Annotated in this window: 17 protein-coding genes and 2 pseudogenes; 3 read left to right on the top strand and 16 right to left on the bottom strand. The window is 31.5% G+C overall.

Annotated elements, in window-relative coordinates; translation table 11 throughout:
• Window positions 1–286 precede the first annotated feature (286 nt).
• Together KPL44_RS23570 and KPL44_RS23565 are read right to left on the bottom strand one after the other, a co-directional pair.
• A complete protein-coding gene (locus KPL44_RS23570) occupies window positions 287–448 on the bottom strand; it encodes a hypothetical protein (RefSeq protein ID WP_216255595.1) in 162 nt (53 codons plus the stop codon).
• A gap of 139 nt (window positions 449–587) precedes the next feature.
• Entirely contained in the window at window positions 588–1,049 is a 462-nt protein-coding gene (locus KPL44_RS23565) for a GNAT family N-acetyltransferase (RefSeq protein ID WP_367302971.1), read from the bottom strand.
• A 551-nt stretch (window positions 1,050–1,600) separates the two neighbouring features.
• Between KPL44_RS23565 and KPL44_RS23560 the strand changes: the two genes are divergently transcribed.
• Window positions 1,601–4,252: a hypothetical protein gene (locus KPL44_RS23560; protein ID WP_216255591.1), complete on the top strand. Its 2,652-nt coding sequence runs from the start codon at window positions 1,601–1,603 to the stop codon at window positions 4,250–4,252.
• 95 nt (window positions 4,253–4,347) lie between these two features.
• Here KPL44_RS23560 and KPL44_RS23555 read toward each other — a convergent pair whose 3' ends face one another.
• The gene (locus KPL44_RS23555) at window positions 4,348–5,907 is read right to left on the bottom strand and encodes an FN3 domain-containing metallophosphoesterase family protein (protein ID WP_216255589.1); all 1,560 of its coding nucleotides are present in this window, start codon (window positions 5,905–5,907) and stop codon (window positions 4,348–4,350) included.
• A gap of 358 nt (window positions 5,908–6,265) precedes the next feature.
• On the opposite strand from KPL44_RS23555, the gene KPL44_RS23550 reads away from it, so the two are divergent.
• Window positions 6,266–7,444, top strand: coding sequence for a YibE/F family protein (locus KPL44_RS23550; RefSeq protein WP_216255587.1), 1,179 nt, complete (start codon window positions 6,266–6,268; stop codon window positions 7,442–7,444).
• A 185-nt stretch (window positions 7,445–7,629) separates the two neighbouring features.
• Here the strand turns inward: KPL44_RS23550 and KPL44_RS23545 are convergent, their stop codons facing one another.
• The 3 genes from KPL44_RS23545 to KPL44_RS23535 all read right to left on the bottom strand — a co-directional run bounded on the left by KPL44_RS23545 (window position 7,630) and on the right by KPL44_RS23535 (window position 9,991).
• Window positions 7,630–7,974 carry a hypothetical protein gene (locus tag KPL44_RS23545; protein WP_216255585.1) on the bottom strand — a complete coding sequence of 115 codons (345 nt, stop codon included), beginning with the start codon at window positions 7,972–7,974 and terminating at the stop codon, window positions 7,630–7,632.
• Between the two features lie 291 nt (window positions 7,975–8,265).
• Complete coding sequence (locus tag KPL44_RS23540) at window positions 8,266–8,793, bottom strand: GNAT family N-acetyltransferase (RefSeq protein ID WP_216255583.1); 528 nt, start codon at window positions 8,791–8,793, stop codon at window positions 8,266–8,268.
• Window positions 8,794–9,559: 766 nt separating this feature from the next.
• The gene (locus KPL44_RS23535; RefSeq protein ID WP_216255581.1) at window positions 9,560–9,991 is read right to left on the bottom strand and encodes a helix-turn-helix domain-containing protein; all 432 of its coding nucleotides are present in this window, start codon (window positions 9,989–9,991) and stop codon (window positions 9,560–9,562) included.
• Between the two features lie 157 nt (window positions 9,992–10,148).
• Between KPL44_RS23535 and KPL44_RS23530 the strand changes: the two are divergent.
• Window positions 10,149–10,544, top strand: a pseudogene (locus tag KPL44_RS23530) ((deoxy)nucleoside triphosphate pyrophosphohydrolase).
• Between the two features lie 569 nt (window positions 10,545–11,113).
• Here the strand turns inward: KPL44_RS23530 and KPL44_RS26145 are convergent.
• The 10 genes and pseudogenes from KPL44_RS26145 to leuB form a co-directional block, all read right to left on the bottom strand.
• Window positions 11,114–11,281: pseudogene (locus tag KPL44_RS26145) on the bottom strand (helix-turn-helix domain-containing protein); the annotation flags it as partial.
• Between the two features lie 130 nt (window positions 11,282–11,411).
• Window positions 11,412–13,409, bottom strand: coding sequence for a methyl-accepting chemotaxis protein (locus KPL44_RS23520; protein WP_216255578.1), 1,998 nt, complete (start codon window positions 13,407–13,409; stop codon window positions 11,412–11,414).
• A 337-nt stretch (window positions 13,410–13,746) separates the two neighbouring features.
• On the bottom strand, window positions 13,747–14,778 hold the full coding sequence (locus KPL44_RS23515) for an alpha/beta hydrolase (RefSeq protein ID WP_216255576.1): 1,032 nt from the start codon (window positions 14,776–14,778) through the stop codon (window positions 13,747–13,749).
• 323 nt (window positions 14,779–15,101) lie between these two features.
• The gene (locus KPL44_RS23510; protein ID WP_216255575.1) at window positions 15,102–16,346 is read right to left on the bottom strand and encodes an SLC13 family permease; all 1,245 of its coding nucleotides are present in this window, start codon (window positions 16,344–16,346) and stop codon (window positions 15,102–15,104) included.
• 178 nt (window positions 16,347–16,524) lie between these two features.
• Window positions 16,525–17,628, bottom strand: coding sequence for a butyrate kinase (gene buk, locus KPL44_RS23505; RefSeq protein ID WP_216255573.1), 1,104 nt, complete (start codon window positions 17,626–17,628; stop codon window positions 16,525–16,527).
• Entirely contained in the window at window positions 17,628–18,548 is a 921-nt protein-coding gene (locus tag KPL44_RS23500) for a phosphate acyltransferase (protein ID WP_216255570.1), read from the bottom strand. The genes buk and KPL44_RS23500 overlap by 1 nt, the downstream gene beginning before the upstream one ends.
• A gap of 24 nt (window positions 18,549–18,572) precedes the next feature.
• Window positions 18,573–19,829 carry an aconitase/3-isopropylmalate dehydratase large subunit family protein gene (locus KPL44_RS23495; protein ID WP_216255569.1) on the bottom strand — a complete coding sequence of 419 codons (1,257 nt, stop codon included), beginning with the start codon at window positions 19,827–19,829 and terminating at the stop codon, window positions 18,573–18,575.
• 13 nt (window positions 19,830–19,842) lie between these two features.
• Window positions 19,843–20,340: a LeuD/DmdB family oxidoreductase small subunit gene (locus KPL44_RS23490; RefSeq protein WP_216255567.1), complete on the bottom strand. Its 498-nt coding sequence runs from the start codon at window positions 20,338–20,340 to the stop codon at window positions 19,843–19,845.
• 25 nt (window positions 20,341–20,365) lie between these two features.
• A complete protein-coding gene (locus tag KPL44_RS23485; RefSeq protein WP_216255565.1) occupies window positions 20,366–21,535 on the bottom strand; it encodes an aconitase family protein in 1,170 nt (389 codons plus the stop codon).
• A gap of 31 nt (window positions 21,536–21,566) precedes the next feature.
• Window positions 21,567–22,649, bottom strand: a complete 1,083-nt coding sequence (gene leuB / locus KPL44_RS23480) for a 3-isopropylmalate dehydrogenase (RefSeq protein ID WP_216255563.1) — start codon at window positions 22,647–22,649, stop codon at window positions 21,567–21,569.
• Between the last annotated feature and the right edge of the window lie 195 nt (window positions 22,650–22,844).

Raw genomic sequence — 22,844 nt, 5'->3', positions numbered from 1 at the left:
CTTGATTTTTTGTTGGTCTGAGATAATTGATTTTCTTCCCATAAAAAATAGCTCTCCTTATAGTAAACAGTTTTATTATTTAACTGTCTACCATAAGGGGAGCATATCATTATTGAATTCCTTTTTTGTTGTTAAAAATAATTTGATCTTTCTTTTTATATCTCACTACAATTGGTACTGAGATAAAAACTCCACCCATTATTATTTTTGTTATATTATCTATAATAAAAGCTGTTATTAATTCAATTAATTTTTACTCATTACTTTAAAGTCAAATTCTAGTTTATTATGATTTTTTACCTAGAAAATACTCAACCAATAATAACCCTGCTGCTGTTCCAATAAATATTACAATAAATTGTGCTATTCTATTTAAATTCAAATTAAGTGCTATTATTAATACTAAACAAATAATAATCCAATTTAGTATTAATCTTTTAATTAACATTTATATTACATCCTTTCACAATTTATTTTTTTCTATATTATTGATATCTAAGGCTAAGACTCTCTATTCAGATAATTTGATAGAGTGACAGGATGCAGTTCAAATTTTATTATAAGCTTATATATCAGTTTTAACATTATTATCTTAAAATTGCCATAATAACCTTGTCATGAAATTTTCCTTCTCTGTAAAACGCTTGTTTCATAACTCCTTCAATTTTAAAGTTAGCCTTAGTATACGCTTTAATTGCTCCTATATTTTTTTCTGAAACAGTAAGCATAATTCTATTAAGCCCTAATTCTTGAAAACCCTTATTAACAATTTCTTTCGTTACAAATGTTCCAATACCTTTTCCATGATAAGATTTGTCACCAATGAATATAAAATATTCTCCTGATAAATTTGTTTCACTAATTTGTGCTATTCCAGTATATCCGATTAACTTTTCATTTGTCTTGTCTACGATTGCTTTATTATAAGACGATTTATCTAATAAAAGCATATCAAACCAATGTGATATTTCAATATTACTCTTCATTTTCTGGAATATAGATAAAGAATATCTTATAACCTCTTTATCCTTTATCCATTGAAAAAAAATATTCTTTATCTGATAGTTGTAAATCTCTTAATTTAATATTCATACAAAATCCCTCCTACTTTAAAGGATATTAAAAATGTGTCGTAACCGTTTCATTACACTTTTTTCTAATTTATTACCGCCTCTTGTAATTATCGCAAACCCCTAAGATATCTACATTAAAACATAAATACATATATATATTACAAAAAAACAAAAACACCTTATTAATATAAGTATAAAAGTTGTCTTTATAAATAATTTTCCAACTTTTAAAACTCTACTCTATTATATACCCCCTCTGATAATTTTGTAATTTAATAAGCAAATCACTTATAAAGCCTTATAAATCAATGAGTTAAGCTAATTACATATCTCATATTTATTTACAATATTACTATTTTTGAAAATAATTAGTAATAATTTATTATTTTACTGTAAAAATCCCTCACAAGAGCATATATATTTACTGAAAGTGTAATTCATTCACAATTCTTGTTATTTTTCAGGGATTTATTATAGAGATAATGCTTAGTGATCTAAGCCGCACAAAAGTAATTAGGGGGTTATTTATGATTAGCAAAATTACAGAAAGATGTATTAGTGAGATACAGGATCATTTAAAAGATTACGTAATGGAACATAGCAGCAAAAATAAAAACAGAAAATTTACCTGTTTTAATAAAAGTGCACATAACAATAGGGATGAGGATCCAAGTGCAGCCATTGTGCCAGGAAGCCATGGAAGGTATTGGATCTGCTTTAGTTGTGGAGCTAAAGGTGACATTTTAACTGCCGCCCAGTATACCGAGGGTATAGAGGGCTTTCATAATAGTATGAAATTTTTAAGCACAAAATATAATGTTGAAATTGAAACACAGGACCATAAGCCTTCTACAAACCGTGACTTTAAGACGAAACAAAATTTTAATTATCAAAAGAAAACCACAGCTAAATATTATTATGAGGATGAACTTGGAAATATATTATATAAAATCTGTAGAAGAGAGTGGATGGATAATGGTAAAAGGAAAAAGGATTTCATGGCTTATGCTAAAGATAATAATGAATGGAGCTTTGGAATAAAGGCTACGAGACATGTTATTTATAAACTACCAAAGGTTTTAGAGGGCATTAAAAATGATAAAACTATTTTCTTTGTAGAAGGAGAAAAGTGCGTGGATGAGATTTTCAAATTAGGACAAGTAGGAACTACCACTGCTTTTGGGGCTAGGGGGTTTTCAGCTTATAGTGCAGATTATGTTACTTCACTAACCGGTGCTAATATAGTAATTTTGCCTGATAATGATGAAAGTGGTAAGGCTTATGCAAATGATGTTCTAAGTGTTATACATAATGTGGTCAAATCTGTAAAAATAATAGAACTTCCAGGTTTAAAACCTAAGGGGGATATTGTAGATTGGGTAGAAAATGGAAACACTCTAGACGATTTAATAACTTTAGTTAATAAAGCAGATGAAACAGTAGAAAATGCCTCCCTGCAGAATAAATCTATAGGAAATATTTATGAAGATGAGTTTTGTTACTACAAATATTATAAAAAGCAGATAATTAATATCTCTAATTTTATTATTAATCCAAAATATTATATTGAAAATGAAGGTGATACTCAAATTATAGGTGATATTGTTACCCAGGAAGGGGTTATAGGCGAGAGGACATTTAAAACCTCCGATTTTGATGATATATTATCTTTTAGAAGAGCACTAAATAGCTTTAAGACTTTTTATATAGGAAGAATCGAGGACCTTCAATATATAAGATTTATTATTTCAAGTAAAACCCGTGAAATAAGGAAGGGTGTTACCTACAGTGGTTTTCATAAAATTAACAATCAGTGGTGTTTCGTATCGGAGCATGGTGCTTTAAATTCTGATGGAGTTGCCACTTTAGATATAGCTATGCAAAATCAATATGCAGAGCTTAATACTAACATTCTAAAGAATGATGTTATAACAAAAGAAGAACTTTTAAAAGTTGCACCGTATTTATTTAAATTTAGTATACTTAAAAATACTGCGGCCATATTAGGTTATGTATGTGGTTTATTTCTTAAAGAAAAACTTAAACGGAGTAGAATTCAATACAACCATCTTTTAATAGAAGGTGAAAGCAGTAGTGGTAAAAGCAGCGCTGTAAAATATATTATTACACCTATATTATGTATGGAAGACGGAATATTAAATGCGGCGCAGTGTACAGACTTTGCCTTAAACAAAACCGCCAGCAGCAGTAATTTTATACCTCTTATTTTAGAAGAGTACAAGCCTCACATAATAGGCAAATATAAAGTGGATTTAATATCAGGGGTTATGAGAAATTCCTATGATAACTACAAAGGAATAAAAGGAGTAGCCACCCTAGATAAAAATAGAAGTTTTATTCCTAGGGCTTCAGTGATTTTATCTGGAGAAGTAGGTATTGAGGAAACGGCAAACATAGGAAGAAGCCTTAGAGTTATATTTGCAACTTCTTATTTTGATGAGATAACCAAAGAAAGTCTAGAAAAATTAAAGGGAAATTCTATTTTACTTAATAAACTTGGAGTCAGTCTTTTGAAGGAGGCCTTAAAAATGAGCGAGGAAAAAATCAAAGAAATCCATAGTTCAATTTTTGAAAAAGCCATAGGTAATGATATTAAAAATGACAGAGTTAAAAACTCTATAGCCAACTGTATGATTGGTATTGCTTTACTTAAGAGGGTATTTGATGATTTAGATTTGAATATGGAATCGTGCACCGGTTTTACAATGAAAGAAATTATATCATCAATAGAAAGAGGGGCTTATGAGGACTTGTTAGATGGAGGAACCTCGAATAAAACAGTTATAGAACAAAATTTTGAAACTATGAATCGTATGGCAGCTAATAATGAACTTTTAAGAAATATCGACTATGATGCAGTTCTTGATTTAGATGGAGATTTTGTGCTTCGCCTTAATTATACATGTTTTTACGATAGGTTTGTAAAATACTGTAGAGAGCACAATGTGACTCATGAGGTGCTGCCACTGAGTAGTTTCAAAAAACAATTAAGTAATATGCAATATTGTAAATGCTACAATAAGCCTGTTAATTTTTCAGTGAGACAAGAAAATCCAAAGAATAAAAAGACTTTTAGGTGTGCAGTGGTTTATATTAATAAACTTCGCGAGAAGAATGTTGATATAGATTTTATTGCAGATGATAACATGATAGATTGAAGAAGATAATGATTTAGGCGATGACTGGATGTCATCGCCTTATTAGAAGAGTCTCCAATACAGTCCATATTTAAATTAGTATGCACAAATAAATACTATTTTGGCATTGATGCTAATCCTGTAAGATTGTCTATCCAATTACCTGAAAAATCTTTAACATAAATTGCTCCACCACCTACTACTGCATTATTGATTTCCTTCGCATTTAATTGATCATTCGCATAATCTAAAGCAAATGCTTTTGTTCCTATTAGTACAGTACCCTTAGCCATTGCATCATAATTAGTTGTTGGTGCTTTAGCTATTGTGTAAGTATCTGTTTGTGCCATTGTGTCAGTTCTATATGTTGAAATTGTTAAATTATTACCTGTTACGCTCATTAGTGAAATAGTTGGAACATGTATTTGTTGTTTAACAGCTTCATAAGTACCATTAAGGTCAGGTGATTGCATCTCATAATATTTACTTCCGCTGGCAGAGTTAAATGTCATATAAAGTGTTCCTTTAGGGTTTACAACAGCTCCATTTGCATCTGTTGTAGTTTTCTGTGATACTCCACCTAACATTTGATTTGTTCTAGTATAACAATGATCGTGACCATCTAAAACTACATCAATTCCAAGCTTATCAAACATTGCTGGAAGAATTGTTCTTCTTGTTATTATGTCTGCATCTGTTTCATGATCTGCAGAACTATATATAGAATGATGCATTGAAACTACCTTCCATTTTGCATTTGGATTTGCTGCAATAGCACTTTTCATAAATGCCATATGACCGTCTTCACTTACGTTATTACTATTAAGCATCAAGTATAAAGTATTACCATATGTGAAGTAAGAATCTCCACCTGTTGTACCTATAACCGATCCAGAACCTGCAACTGTACCATATGTTGTTGACATATTTGGTACATTAAAGTGAGACATATGTCCATCTCCGTAAGTTTCATGATTACCTGCGATAACGGCTATTGGTAAACTTGTAAACTGAGTTGGCCTAAAATATTGTGTATACTCTGATTCATTAATTTCTTTTTTTGTAGTAGCATCAGCAACTTCTTTACCATTATTAACTTGATCTCCTACTGATAGTAAGAAGCTGGCATTAGGAAATTTTAATGAAGCTTTGTTCATTGTATCAACCCAACCTGCTCCATCGCTTGCTACACTACCACTTGCACCAATCTGTGGGTCACCAGCCACTAATATGCTATACTGACTTGTACTATGAGTAGTGTAATTATTAACTGTACTCCAATTAGTACCATCCCCTAAGCGATATACATAAGCGGTAGATTCTTTAAATCCAGTTGCAGTTACCTTGTTAGAGAAATGACCTTCATTTCCTGCAGTACTAGTGCCCTTAAAGTTTACTGCCTTATCAATAGGGAATGTGCTTCCACTCATATCAGACTTTAATGCAACTTGTACTAAACTAGAGGTTGTGCTATTCGCAGAATACCAAGCAAAATTTAATTGCGTTGGATCGCTACCTGGAGTTAATGCTATATCTGTGATAGTAGTATCGACACCTGCAGCTAAAGCTATTGTTGTCTTGCCATTTGATCCAAATATTCCATTCGTTGCCAATGTAAATACAAATATAAATGCAATTAGGGAACTTAACACTCCTATTTTTTTAACTTTTTTCATGAAATCTACCCCTCATTACTTATTTTTGGTACGCTAATCATTTCATAGATACTTTTAATATTTTTACACCTTCCTTATATTATATTATCTTGTAATAACCAACGTCGCCTAATGGCTTAATTATATCAGCGATTAAAAATTTGTTCTTTCCCATTCGTGTAAAGTATATGTTAAATATATGTAAAGTTTGAAATACATTGTATTATTAATTGAGAAAATAAATTTAGATATTTTTATATGATTCACTTAACTTAACACAAGCTTTACATAGATTTTACCATTTAATTTTATAACTAATATATAATTAAAGTAAATTATTTTGCGAATAACATCTTAAAAATTTGTCTGGAGGAGAGATATGTTAAAAGCTTCAAGAGCATTTAAATTTACCACCTTAATTATAGGTATATTGTTATTTTCCCTTTTCCTGTATTTTCTAAATTCTAGTACTCGCTTCACCCATAATAATCAAAATTCTACTTCCTATGTTAAATATGAAAAAGCGGAGGTATTGGTTGTTGAAAATGAATCTTTAAAAAGTTACCCAAATGCAACTAAGATTTATCTTGGCACTCAACAAATAAAAATAAAGATTCTTACTGGAGAACATAAAGGAGACATTAAGACAATTACAAACTTTTTATCAGATACTCACAATGTCTACGTTAATCAAGGAATGAAGATTATTGTGGATGTGGATACCGGAAACCCAAATATGTACGCAGTGACCGTCTACAATTATTATAGAGCACCTATTCAATATGTTTTTATTTTAATATTCTTTGTAGCATTGTGCTTAATTGGTGGAAAGAAAGGCGTGAGATCTGCTATCGGTATCTTAATTTCTTTTGTTCTTATCTTTTATATGTTTCTCCCAATAATATACAGAGGATATTCGCCCATTTTGGCTTCGATTTTGCTGGTAATTATATCTTCTTGTGTTACATTATTTTTGCTAAATGGGTGGAGTGCCAAAACGGTATCAGCTATTTTAGGTACCATACTTGGGGTATTTGTTGCTGGTAGTATTGCCACTCTTATCTGCAATCTAGCTCATCTATCAGGATTTAATATGGCAGATGTTGAATCATTAAATATGATTTCAACACAATCAAACATGCAAGTTCAATGGTTACTAACAGCTGGAATTCTAATCTCTTCCCTTGGTGCTGTAATGGATGTTAGTATATCTATTGCTTCTTCCGTACAAGAGATATATTCATTAAACCCTAAACTTACTGAAAAAGAACTATTCATATCTGGTATGAATGTAGGCAGAGATATGATGGGAACCATGGTAAATACCCTTATTCTTGCGTTTGCAGGTACTTCACTTAGCATGTTTATAGTAATTTACTCTTACAATTTAACTAACAATCAATTGTTTAATATGGATATGGTGAACATAGTGGTGCTCGAAGGCCTAACTGGTAGTTTTGCTGTGATTTTAACCGTTCCAATTATAGCCTATATTTCCTCGCAACTTATTCCAGACTGGATTAAAAATGAAAAGAAAAAAGATATAGTTATTATCTAAACGCTAAATATATCTAAATTTAGACTTTGTCTCGTTGGGAATATTAATAAATTCAAACATAAGAAAATAGTATTGATATAAAAATCAATACTATTTTAAATTTCATAATTTATTTTATGAATTATTCCGTTTTAGTAGTCGTTAAGATTTATAAGAAAACTGCGAAGCAACAATATTATCTCAATTTAAGATTGACTAATAGAAATTTTATATTTTGGTTTAAAATTTATCTTAATGATAATATTTTTACTTGTTATCATCATCTTTGATTCATCTTTTTTATCAGAAATAATATCTATTAATTCTGCATTTTCCAAATCTAAATACGATAGTAATTCATTTGTACCCGCTATATTAACTTGAATTTTTATATCACCATAAGCGGGTGCAATACTAACTATAAATTGTTCATTATTCCTATTCGAAAATTTATATGTTGCCTTATTATAAATAAATGGAACTCCTTTATCTAACATTTCGGGTTCACATTCAAATAAAGACATTAATGCTATTTCATCGGGAATTTTCATAATATTCTCCTCATAACAATGTTTTTTATCTTAAATGCTTCACGTCACTATACAATATTTTCAATATCAGGTAATTTCAATATGGAGCTTACAAGACTATATAAAGCGAGTGGTTTGTATTTTCTCATATCATGATTTTTACAGATTGCATATAATTTTGATTTCGGTTGGTCAAGAAGATACTCTCTTCTGTTAAAACTTTTAACTCCATCTTATTCGTCAAACTTGAAGTATTTATTACTTGTTGCTGTCCGTGTTTTAAGAAAAATATGAAATGAAAATAACTAATTATTATGCTAATTTAGTATGATTGACTGATGTTAAAATATATCGGACATCCACTAATTGTTTCTGCACAATTTCACAAGTACATTCGTCATTATTGCAAATAAACCCATTAGATTCATAAAAATTCTTTGCATTATAATTTTCTTTTAGCACCCATAAATAACAATTTTCATATCCCTTTGTTTTCATATCAATTAGGGCTGTCTGCAACAATTTTTGCCCGTAACCTTTTCTAAAATGGTCTGGAAGCAAATAGAAAGATTTTATTTCTCCCCAATTAGCAAACTTATCATCTCTTGCTTTACCATAAGCAATACAACCTACTGGTAGTTCGTTTTCATAGATAAGTTGTGCTGTTAATATATTATTATTTATCCAATTTTGAAAAGATGATACCCAAAATGTACATTTCAATTCATCTAAATATTTTTGTGGTACAATACCTTTATAGGCAGACTTCCAACTTAAAGCATATATGTTGCTAATTGTATTTACATCTTCCAATGTTGCTTTTCTTATTTTTACATTCATTTTTTTCACCTTCTTCTAACCAATAATTAAACACTCTCTATTTCACACTTTTTTACAATTGTTCATAACTTTATTATATATAATAGTCTTGAAAATTTCAAATATTCAACATAGTTATATATATCAGTTTTAGTACCCTTGTCTTTATCTATTTTCTTGATTTTAACTACTTTCTTTTTCATGCCATTTTTAATATTTTACATACCTGAAGTTCTAAGCTACTTCCTACTTTTAACTCCTTTGCACTCTCAGCACTTTTTAGTAGATATAAAGTTGTTTTGACTTTGATAATAATGATAAATATCCCCATTCCAAAACATATTATAGACACTTTGTTTATTATAAACCAGATGCTTTAGTGTCTAGTTGGAATGATATCTTGAGCTTGGCAGGTGTATCTCCTCTGGATTATAGAGACTTCTGGTCTGCATGGTAGTATCTTGTTGAGATATCAGCGTCAATTCTGGAAGACGACTGTCTCTTTCAATATTGCGGATTTAGTTTAGTTTTTAAACCAGATATTTATATTCCACTTAAGCATAAAGTAATTGATGCGGCCACTTCTAATTACGCATGCAAACATAAGGTAAAACAGTACAAAAAAGCTACCGATAAAGGTGCATCAGTAGAATATTGGAACTTATGAAAATTTAATAATACATTTAGAAAATCTCATAGATACTAGTTCTAACATTTAAACCCATTTTCTCCACAACATTATGATAAAATAGTATGCTTGTCCACAAATTAATTGTGTACTATTTTATCATTCCTTCTCTGTTTCTCTTTTTACTAAACCACAAATAATATCAATACCATTTAATAATGTTTGCCTTTGCTTAGCATTTATTTTTATATTATTAAGAAGGATTTTTCCGTCTTCTGCTAAATTCTTTATTAAGGTTGCTATTTTTTCTAGTTCAATAAATTCAGAATCATTAAGCCTATTGTACTTTTTACCTAATTCCTTAACAACATGGATGTCATTACACAACAAGTAATCCAATGAAACATTAAAGTATTCTACGAAATTCCTAATAGCATTCATCTCTGGTACTCTTTTATTATTCTCATATTGGCTAATAGTTGTTTTCGTGAATGCATATCCATATCGCTTATTAAATTCATTAGCAATTTGCTGCTGAGTTAATTTCTTAGACAATCTTATGCTCTTAAATCTTTCTCCAAAAGTATTCAAAATAAATCCCTCACAATCATAGCTTTATTTATAATTATAGCCAAACATTCACTTATCTACTCGATGATTATTGTTATATTTAATCCCTGTAATTAAATATACCCCCTCGCTTTTACACTAACCCATTTTATGCTAAAATTAATTAGAGGTGTTTTATATGAAAAAACTAATAAAAGTTGTAGCAGCTATTATTGAAAATGAAAACAATGAAATCTTATGTGCCCTTCGCTCACCAATAATGTCCCTTACAAACATGTGGGAGTTTCCTGGTGGTAAAGTAGAAAGTGGTGAAACTTTAAAAGAAGCTATTGAAAGAGAAATAAAAGAAGAGCTCCATTGCGATGTTGAATTTATAGATATATTTAATGATAATACTTTTGAATATGATAAATTTATAGTAAATTTAATTACTATTAAGTGCCGCATAACATCTGGTACTCCTACCGCAAATGAACATTCAAAATTTATATAGTTACATAGAGAAAATTTACTTTCTCTAAACTGGGCTCCAGCAGATGTGAATGCGGTAAATCAGCTTTTGAAGGAAGTGTAATATTGAAAACTTTAACCCCCTTTCTATTATTTTACCACTACCATTGATCAAATAATTATCTTAGAATTCACCCTCGCATAAAGTAATCTCACTTTTAAAAATTTTTTCGTTTTGTTACACCAAAATCAATGTACTCTTTTATGTAAAACATCCTTCCTCTCCCATTGTATTTACCATTTTTAAAATCACCTTCATATATAAAAATCAAACTTATATAATCGTCCCTTTAACATAAAAATCTCTTTAAATCATCATTATTATTATCTTTCAAATTTTTTTTGCCTTTTCCATAGAAATAATCCTCATTTTTTAATGTACCTGTATAAAACTCTTTTCCATTGACTTATTATTTCTTTTAACATGCCTAATTACCTTTATAATTAAACCAAAATTTAAAGTTAAACATCATTTTTTAATGATAGTTAAATTTAAACATAGTTTGATATTATAGTTTAGTAAATATTTCATTAATATAAAAAGACATGACTAATGTTATAACATATAATAGTTAACTAAAGTAACTATCATATGTTGTCTTCCTCATAAGCATTTTGGATAATTTGGATTACTTAATCCTTAGTATATTTTATAGCTTTATCATTTTTATCATATTCATTCGCAGTAAGTAGCCAATCAATTGAAACCTTAAATGCCTTAGATAATTCTACTAGTATTTCTGTCGAGGGACTTACTTCATTATTTTCAATTTTACCTATGCTACTTCTCGCAACTTTAACCGATTCCGAAAGTTATTTTTGTATTAACTTCTTCCATACCATGAAAAACTATATTGACTAATAAATGTGATGCAATTACTCTCAAATATCCTATTAATTGTCTTATACTCTCTGATGATATTCCATGCTCTTATATTTTGAACTTATTTATTTCCTCGCTCATTCCATTCGTCATACTGCTAAGCATTTGTGCTGTTGATGCTACCTCTTGCGTAGAAGCACTCATTTCTTCTGAAGATGCTGCAATTTCCTCTGATGATGCTGAAACTTCAAGTGCAACTGCTGACACACCATCCACTCTAGCCAAAATAGTGTTTTTATCCTTATCTATATCTTCAGCTGAATTTTTAAGAGTTTCTATTTTAGGAATTATTTCATCCACCGATACTATAATTTTTCTAAAAGATACTATTGAGCTGTTTATAATATTAACTTGCTTTATAAGTTCATCATCCATTTCAACAGAATCTTGAACTATAACATCAGTATTATTTGATATTTCATTAATTAATTTACTAATACCTTCAGATGATACCTTTGATTGCTCCGCAAGTTTTCTTACTTCATCTGCTACCACAGAAAATCCTTTTCCTGACTCCCCAGCTCTTGCTGCTTCAATAGCAGCATTAAGTGCTAATAAATTTGTTTGCTCTGCAATACTGTTTATAATATTTGTAATTTCATTTATTTCATTTACATCTTTTCCAAGTTCTATAATTTTACCGTTAAATGTCTTAAATGAGCTACTAACCTTAGTTACAGATTGATTTAATTTCATCATTTCATCACTGCTATCATTTGCCATTAAACTAATTTCCCTAGAATTTGAATCTACACCTTGTATTTCACTAACCATTCCAGATAATTTATTGCTAAATTCATTTAGAATGTCTGTTACATTTATTAAATCCTCGGCTTGCGTGCCGGTTCCTTGTGCAATTTCATTTATTGCCTGTGCAACATTTTGCGAAGAGCTAGATATTTCCTGCGCAACTGCAGACAGACTCCCTGATTGCATATTAATACTCGAAGAATTTTCTTTTATTCGAATAATCATTTCTCTTAGTGAATGTTGCATTAATTTCATTGAACTCGTCATCTCTCCAACTTCATCCTTTGATTTTAGATACTTAGGAGAAACCTCTTCACATAAATTTCCCTTTGCTAATAAATCTAAATGTTTTGAAGCTGATTTTATCCCTTTAGATATATTACTGGCAATTATATAAACTATTCCAACTCCAATTAATATAAATAATATGGATGATATTATAATAGAAGTCATTAGACTATCTAATTCTGATAATATCTCTGTTTTTGATACTGTTACTCCTATCGACCACGATGTTCCAGCCACTGGTGCATATCCTACATATTTGTCTACTCCATCAAACTTGTATTGATCCATCCCCGTTTTCCCTGTGATCATGTTCTTTGTAATATTTGACAAACCGTTTAAATTAACATCTTTTTTTGCTTCTTCAATGGGATTATACATTTTTATAACTTTGTCTTTATTACTATCTGCGATGATTGTTCCATCTTTTTTTATCATAAATGCATTACCTGTCTGTCCAAATTTAACCCGATTAGTTAATGTACTTAATTCATTACCATCCCGTACTGAAATTAATGCTCCTACAACTTTGTTATTGTTTTTAATTGGAACTGCATATGCCACCACTATGGACCCATCTGCTCTACTTACTACTGGTTCTGATACATCATTTTTACCAATTAATATTGCATTTTTAAAAGCTGACCTTTCCTTGATATTACTAATTGTTCCATCACTATATTTTACATCACCATTTTTATCTGCAATACCCATTTTTATACTTCCACTTCTTTTAAGTTCTCCTAAAAGAATTAACTTTTTGTTTCCCCATGGATCTTTAAAATTTTTCAAATCATTTCTTGCCGCTATAGCCTCTAATGCACCTAACTGACCCTCAATTCTTCCTCCAACGTTACTCGCTGCTTCTTCTGCAATCCTAGGTAGTGTTTTACTTAGATTTGAAATTAGTGCCTTTGATGAATCAACGAAAGAGACTATTCCGAGTCCTATGCATATAATCCCTATTAATAATCCTAAACATACTATTAGTTTTGCCTTTATACTTTTCATACTTTCCCCCTAAATTAATTCATTTTAATTCCCATATTTACTAATTTTTTATAAATGTAATACCTTATCATAAAAAAGCAATGATAATTTTCCTCTCCTATTCGTAAACACATATCACTTAAACTTGAGTGATTCTTATGTTTTATGCATATGTTTACAATAATTTCTTAGGTTAACAAAGAAAAAATGAAATGGGTAAAAGTCATAGTTATATGACCCTTACCCATTCTTAAGATTAAAATTATAACTAGTTTGCTAGTTCCCTATTGAACCTTGTTCCTTTGCTGCTTCATTTACATAACCCATTGCCATAATACTTTGGGATGTTAGAGTCCCATTATTTTAAGTATTTATCAATAAACCTATAAACTTTATCTAAGTTATCTTTAGTTTCAAACTCTTTACCACCATGGCCTGCGCCTTCTAATTTAAAGTAAGTTACTTTATCTTTTCCCAGTACTTTCTCTAAATCAGCTGCAAAGTCCACAGATTGTTGTGTAGCTACATTGGGATCTAGTGTACCATTTTCAATAAAGAATGGTGAGGTATTCGCTGAAATATATGTTGTTGGGTCTGCTTGTTTTACCTTATCAGGGATAGTAGTAATATCAGCACCCATATATTTTGACGCAAACGAATCTGGTCCATTGTTTACTAATACCTTGTCTACCTTTGAAGCAATACCACTTTCTTTATTTTGTTCATCCATTGTCGAAAAATTTATAGGTCCATAAAAATCTACCACTGCCTGCACATTGCTGCTTTGCTCTGCATTTCCCATGCTTAGATCCTCAAGTGTTTTTACACCAGCTGACGTTCCTAACATTGCAGACAAATAACCACCAGCAGACTCTCCCCAAGCTGCTATCTTATTAGAATTCAGGTTATATTTAGACGCATTAACTTTAATAAATCGTATAGCTGCTTTTGCATCATAAATTGGATCTGGAAAACTCCCTTCATTAGTTAGCCTATAATTAACAGAGACAACTGCGTAACCTCTATTAAGTTCAGTAAATTGAGGGTTAACCTCTTTAGAAGCTTTATCACCCCTAAAAAAACCACCGCCATGGAACGCAACAATTACAGGAAAAGGACCATCGCCTGAATTAGGTAAGTAAATATCTAGTTTTTGAGCTTGTGACTTATCTGCATACGCTATATCCAACCATTTTTTTGTTACTCCCTGAGTGTTTGCTTCACCTTTAACATCTATAGCATTCTTATTATCACCATTGCTATTTTCTTTTTGAGTATTCTCAGTAATATTAGCTGATGTATTTTTAGATGTTGCACATCCACCTAACATACTAGCCATAATTGCTACTGATATCAATATTCCAAGCATTTTTTTATAATCTTTTTTCAAGAGAACCCCCCTTTATTTACCTTATATTGGTTAATTGCATAGCCTTGTAGTCAAGTGACTTCAAGGCTATGTAAACATATATATTCAGAAATATCCCATCTTTTATCAAATTTATATTCATCACAACTAAGTTCACAGAAAGGATATAATTCCATCTAATAGAATTTAAAACAATTATCTCTTGATGAATATTTACACAGATCTTGATGGATATTTTCATCAGGATAAACCAAAACTAATAAGACTTTTTGACCAATATATTGACTTATCTAAATTAATTTCTCTTGCTAGTTCCCTATTGAACCTGCAATAAATTAAACTTACTAGATAAACAACCTAAATACCCCAAGGAAAGATAAAAGTACAGTCAATGCCAAACCTGCAACTGCCATTATTAACAATTGTGTAAACAACTTTTCCTTATTTACATGTTCTGGAATAGTTGCCATTGCCATAGCCCCCAATGCTGAAAGTGGACTATATGATACTGATCCAAGAGATCCAGCCTGAAGCACTTGCATTAATTCTATTGGACTTACTGCACCATGCATCTCTTTTACTATTGATGGGATTGTAGGAAAAAGTGCGGGCATTACAACTCCAGTAGCACTAGAGACAGAAGTCATTGCACCTGCTAATATAGCCATTAAAGGTGCTGCAGTATGTTTAGTCATAACAGATGCTAGGAATTTACCCAACATTTTCACGCCGCCAACCTCTGTCATTACATATACTAAAACGCCGGTTCCACCAACCATTATAAGTACATTCCAATTAATACTCTTGATAGCCTCTTTTTCATTAGCAGTTCCTAACATTAACATTATTGCTACACCAATAAATGCGGCACCACCTATATCTACTTTAACAAAAATTATCAAACATATAACAAACAATACAGTGCATAGAGTCTGTAATTGTTTAACATTAAATTTTTGAGGTTTTGCGGTTTCTGCAAGAACCACTGTTTTAACCTTATAACCCCCAAATACAAAATATACTATTATGCATAATAAAATCATTGTTGTAGCAGTCGCAGCCCATATAGGCCAATAATTGGTAACTCCACCTTTGGCAGCTAATCCTGAAGTCACTATACCAATAACAGCAATCGGTGAACAACCTCCTACATCTGCACCCGCAATTATTGAAACACATAAAATTATTGGTTTCATTCCAGCTTCCTCACCAATATATAATGCTACTGGTAGCATAAATGCTGCAATTGAAGGATCTGCTCCACAAGCTGTCATAAATACAGTAGCTAAGAAAAATACAAGTGGAAGAATCCTTACATTCCCTTTAATTGCATATGCTAATTTTTCAGCAAGAAGCTTAGTCGTACCGTTTACATTCGCAAATGAAAACAGGAACATGGCTGCCATCATTATAAAGAAAATTCCAACAGGCCAACCTTTCGCATAAACTGTCTTAATCTTCATATTAAAAACGAAAAAACTTAGAACAAATGCGAAAAACAAAGAAATTACTCCTACATTAACTTTCCTTTTTACTCCGATTACGATAGCTAGGATTAGTCCAATAATAGATATTAACGCATAACTCATTTAATTACACCCCTTATTTAATTATTTTAATGCATTACATAATACTCTAAAATGGATACTAGACATTATTAATGAAATAAACTAGGCACCCAACTGCCCCCCACCATTTGATAATTTACTTCATATTGGCAAATAAAATCTAAATTTAATCGTATACATTATTATGAACAACTCGTAATTATATCAAAAAATCCGAAACTGCTTTGCCTGTATACTCTCTCGCATTTTCTACTCCTTGTAATACTCTTAAAGTACAACTTGCTAATGCTTCCATTTCAAACTCACCTGGGTATACTTTAACTGGCGCAATATATTTAACCATATCAGTTATTTTTTCTACTAGATTATTGTCTCTAGCTATACCACCTGTTAATATAATAGCATCAACATCACCACTTAAAACAGTAGCATAACTTCCTATAGTTTTTCCGATTTGATATATTAATCCTTCATATACTATTTTAGCGTAATTATCACCATTTTTTATCTTTTCATTAACTTCAATAAGATTATCTGTTCCAAGATGATCCATTATTCCCCCTTTGCCATTTATCTTACTTAACATCTCTTTTCTATTATACTCTCCTGAATAACACATTTTCACGATATCTTCAACTGGAATTCCTCCACATCTATTAGGAGAAAATGGTCCATCTCCACATAAACAATCACATGTGTCTATAGCTAAGCCTTTTCTATGAGCCGTTACAGATATTCCTCCACCCATGTGAATAATAACTAAGTTAAGATCTTCATATCTTTTTCCAAGTTCTACTGCATAACGTCTTCCAACTTCCTTTTGATTAAGAGCATGAAAGCGGCTACATCTTTTTACATTTTTCAAACCTGATACTCTTGCAACAGTCTGCATTTCATCTGTGCAAGGTGGATTTGCTATAAATGAAGGTTTATTATTTGTTGTAGCTAAATCATTTGCTAGCAATGCACCTAAAGATGCAGCATGTTGTCCATCAATACCTATACGAGAATCTTCTAATAACCTTTTATTAATTGTATATGTTCCACTAGGTACATTATAAAGAGAACCTCCTCGTCCAACAAAAGCATCTATACTATTAAGTGCTATATGATTTTCCTTAAGCACATCAAGCACCATTTCTTTACGATAATCTAATTGATCTATAATTCCCTTAAAGTCTGCTAGACTAGCAGTATTATGGATAATATTAACAGAGAAAATTTTATTCTCATTTTCAAATATAGCAATTTTAGTAGATGTAGATCCAGGATTTATAGCTAGTATTCTATATTTTTTCACCATTATTTTATGCCTCCTTTTTTACTACCCACTAGAGCAGAAAGAACTATAGACATATACTTGTCTTCTACTGTGGCAGAACGTGATGTAATAACTAGTGGAACCATAGCTCCCATTACAATACCAGCAGTTTTAGCACCACCAGTACAAATTAATCCTTTAACAAGAAGATTTCCTGCTACAATATTAGGTACGACCAAGAGGTCAACGTCTCCACTAACTGGACTCTCATACCCTTTTACCTGCGCCGCAGATTTATCAACTGCTAGATCATATGATATTGGACCCTCAACAATACAATCTGTTATAGTTCCCTCCCTATTCATCCTTTTAAGTTCATCAGCATCAATAGTTTCTGGCATTTTTGGATTCACCGTCTCTACAGCAGCTAAAACTGCAATCTTAGGATTTTGTACACCTAAAGCTGTAAACGCCTCTTTAGCATTCTCTATCATGCCTTTTTTCTGTTCTAAATTTGGATAAGTAAGCAGTCCTACATCTGTTATTCCCAAAATCTTATGATAGTAAGGTGACTCAATAAATGCTAGTAGTGACATAGTATCACTCTTTCTGATACCATGTTCTTTATTCACAAGTATTTTCATAATAGCACCAGTCTGCATTTTACCTTTCATAATACAATCAAGTTTACCACTGCGTACCATTTCAGCCGCCTTGAGTGCACACTCTTCTGGAGATGGAATATCTATTATTTCAACTATGTCTTCTGAACATCGAATCTTGGCTAACATTTGCTTAATTAATGATGCATTACCTAGTAATACAGGCCAAACTAATCCATCCTTAGCGGCCTTGACCACTGCATCTAATGTATGCTCATCTTGAGCTGCAACTACTCCTATACGGCTTGTTTCCAAATGTCCGAACAACATTGTTTTTAATTGTTTGAATGATGTAATCATTTTTCTACCTTCCTTCTTCTATTTTTATAATATTTCTCTAGGGTCTGATACTACACCTGTTAAAGCTGAAGCTGCTGCTACTGCAGGTGATGAAAGAAATATTAATGATTTTTTTGTTCCCATTCTTCCAATAAAGTTTCTGTTATTGGTACCTAAAACCACTTCTCCATCGCTCATCAAACCATAAGGTTGTCCGCAACATAATCCACAACATGGGTGTGAAACCATTCCCCCTGCCTCAATAAATGTTTCGATATAACCAAGCGCCATTGCTTCTTTATATACTTTAAGTGATGCAGGAATTATAACAAGCTTCATGTATTTTTCAATTTTCTTGCCCTTTAAAATATTAGCGGCAATAGCCATATCTTCAATACTTCCATTTGTACAAGAACCAATATACACTTCATTCAGTTTTGTACCCATAACCTCTGAAATTGGTTTAACATTATCTACTCCTTGTGGACAAGCAAGCTGTGGCTCAATATCTTCTGCCTTATAATGAAGTACTTGAACATAGTTTGCATCTTCGTCTATTTTAATCCACGAAATTTCATCATAGTCCATGCCGAAGTATTCTGCGGTTTTTTTATCTGCTTCAAAAAGACCTGTTTTTACCCCTGCTTCTAATGACATATTTGCAATTGTAAAACGTGAAGACATATCTAGATCTCTTATCGTACTTCCTGTGAATTCCATTGATTTATAAGTTCCACCATCAGCTTTGATGTCCCCTATTATTTTTAAGATAATATCCTTTGCATAAACGCCTTTAGGTAGTTTTCCTTCAACAACCACTTTTATAGCTTCTGGAACCTTCATCCAAAGTTCACCACTACCTAAAACAGCAGCCATTTCAGTAAATCCTATACCTGTACAGAAACAACCTCCTCCACCATAAGTTGGAGTATGACTATCTGTAGCTACCACTACTGTACCAGGTTTTGCATATCCAAGTTCATGCATAAGTGTATGAGATATTCCTTCTCCAATATGAAGTTTTTTAATTCCAAATCTCTGTGATAATTCAATTCCTGCCCTATAATGTCTTGGATCATTCTTAGCTGCATTTGTAGGCATTAAATGATCAAGTATAACAGTAGCTTTGTCTGGATATGCAACTTTCTCAAATTTCATTTCCTCAAATTTTTGTATTACGAATGGTGTATAAATATCATGAATCATATACATATCAGGCTTAGTTATAATAAGCTGTCCCGGTTTAATTTCTTTTAACCCAGTATTCTTCATTAGAATTTTTTCTGCTAAAGTGTATCCCATTATGGTACCCTCCTTATTTATTCGCCTCATTTAGCTTTTTATATCTGTTTACAAGACCGCCATCTTTAATAATTTCAAATAGGTTGTCTGGTATATTAGGAATATCAAATTCCTTACCATTAACTGTAACTTTTTTGTTTACCTCAACAGTAACAATATCTCCTTCTTCACAATTATCTGGAAGATCATTGCTTTCAATTAAAAACATGCCATTGTTTATTCCATTTCTATAAAAAATACGTGCAAAAGATTTTGCAATAATACATTTAATTCCTAGTGCTACAATACAAGCTGGTGCTTGTTCCCTAGAAGATCCACATCCAAAATTTTTACCAGCAACAAAAATATCTCCTGGTTTTGCAATTGAAGCAAGTTCTGGTCTCAGTGTTTCTAAACAGTGCACGCTCATGTCTTTTGGTGTAGGCAATACTCCATATCTTCCAGCTATTATTGTATCTGTATCTACATCGTCTGGTAATTTCCACACTTTTCCACTAAACTTTTTTTCCATCCTCATACCACTCCTTTAATAGAACTTATTTTTTGTAAATATATCCTGTAATAGCAGCATTCGCTATTACTGCTGCTGAAGCTATATAAACTTTAGAATCTTTTGTTCCAACACAGCCTGGATAGTTATGAGAACCTGTAGTAATTAAAATCTCATCATCTCCTACTACTCCTATAGATGTTGATTTACAAGAAGCACATCCTGGATTTGTTACCTGAGCTCCAAATGCAAGGAATGTTTCAATTAGCCCTTCCTTCATTGCTTGTAGGTAAACAGCATTACTTACTGATCCGATCATCAAACGTACGCCTAGCTTAACCCTTTTTCCTTTTAGGATGTCCGCTGCAATTCTTAAATCTTCAATACGTCCACCATTGCATCCTCCAATAAATCCAGCCTGGATAGTTATACCTTTTAATTCTAAAGCAGGTTTTGTAGTATATAAATCACCTGGCATAGTAACAGTCGGAGTGACCTTTGCAAGATCATATTCACAAGTCTTAGCATAATTACCCTTTGCTATTTCATTAATGAATCCAGACACTGCTCCTGTTTGTGTTATCATGCTGCATAAAACAATTTTATCATTCAAAGATAAATATCTTATTGCATCCCCTGTAAACTCAATTACTTTACCATCGAAACCGTCTATACCAACTTCACTTATCATCTTTGAAATAAAATCACTTGCGTATACTCCGGTTTCTAGTGTTCCTTTTAAAACAACGTTTACAGTTTCAGGTACACTCATTTCAATACTTCCCTCCATAAGAAGAGTTGCCATATTTTTAACTGTTAAGTTTAAACCTAAGGCGCCCTTTGCACCAAAAATGCTATTATGTGTACCACAAGATACAATAATATCCCCTGTTTTTACATAGCTATCCAATAAAATTTGATAACCAATTCCTGCTGATTGGATAAATTTTAAATCGTATTCCTTAGAAAAATCAATTAATTTTTTTTGATTTGCTGCACTATCAAAACTTCCTGCAGGGATATCATGATCCAGAATTACAATAATGTTATCCTTGTTTGCAACTCCTTTTGTCTTATTAATAAGATCTACACACTTGTGACCTTCTCCATCATTAATCATAATATAGCTCGGCCTAATCTTTACCACTTCGCCTAATGACACTTTTTCTTTTCCTGTTACTTTAGCAAATATTTTTTCTACCAATGTCATTTCCATAAATTCCACTATCCCCTTTACTCTTGATTAGTTATAACTCTATAAAATCTGCTATTATACTACCCATTTCACAGGTGCCTACAAGCTTTTTACCCTCGTAATAAATATCTTTAGTAGCATATCCGCTGCTTATAGCAGTAGCTACTGCTTTTTCAATTGCTTTTGCTTCTGTTTCAAGACTAAATGAATATCTCAGCATCAATGCAGCTGAAAGTATAAGTCCAATAGGATTAGCAATATCTTTGCCGATAATTTCATAATGCGTATTGTGTAATTGATTTGGTTCAAACATTCCCTTACCATTCATATCGATTGTAGCTGATGGTAATATTTCTACTGTACCTGTAATTCCACTTATTTCATCAGAAATTACATCTCCAAATATATTTGGTGCCACTATTACATCATAATTTGATGGATTTTTAACAACATCCATAGCACAACCATCTATATACATATGTTCAAGTTCCACATCAGGATAATCCTTAGCTACTTCTTTCATTACTGTTCTCCATAATACGGAACTAACCAAAGCATTAGCTTTATCCAAACTCGTAACTTTTTTATTTCTCCTTCTTGCTGTTTCAAAAGCCCATTTAGCTGTCTCAGATACAATTTTTTCATTATAGTACTCCATATCATAAGCTTCTCTACCAAATTCACCTTCACCAGTATGTTTCTCTGATGAGAGAACTCCTCCTGTAATATCACGTATAACTGTTATATCAATACCTTTTTCCACTATTTCATCCTTTAAAGGAGAAAAATTTTTTAAACTATCTTTAATAAATATAGGTCTTACATTTACGCAAAAATTAAGTTCCCCCCGAAGTCTAAATAAAACTCTTTCAGGTCTTTTTTCTACCGCCAGATCTTTCCATTTATATCCGCCTATATTACCTAATAATATAGCATCACTATCTTTACAAATATTAAAGCTTGCTTCAGGTAGTGGTTCACCATATTTATCTATGGCAACACCGCCACCACAGCATTCTTTAAATTTAAAGTCATGACCATATACTTTTCCTATTTTCTCAAGTACTTTCAATGTTTGTACCATAATTTCTGGTCCAATACCATCTCCTGGAATTGTAGCTATGTTGTAATCCATAATTTCACCACTTGCCTTTCATATATAAATAAGATAATCTTAAGATTTATATTAATGATTAGAGCACTAACCCCAAACATTAATATATTTTTTTATTAAATTTAATCTATTTTCTAAATTCCGCTAGTTGCCAATTTGTTATATTTTTTGTATTTGTCTTTAGCATCCTTTTCTGCAGCTTCAAATAACTCATTA

It is taken from the genome of Clostridium sp. DSM 17811, assembly GCF_018861905.1.
GTDB classification, from domain to species: Bacteria; Bacillota; Clostridia; order Clostridiales; family Clostridiaceae; genus Clostridium_AD; species Clostridium_AD frigoriphilum.
The sequence above is the reverse complement of the archived record's forward strand: the minus strand, read 5'-3'. Positions and strand labels throughout refer to the sequence as shown.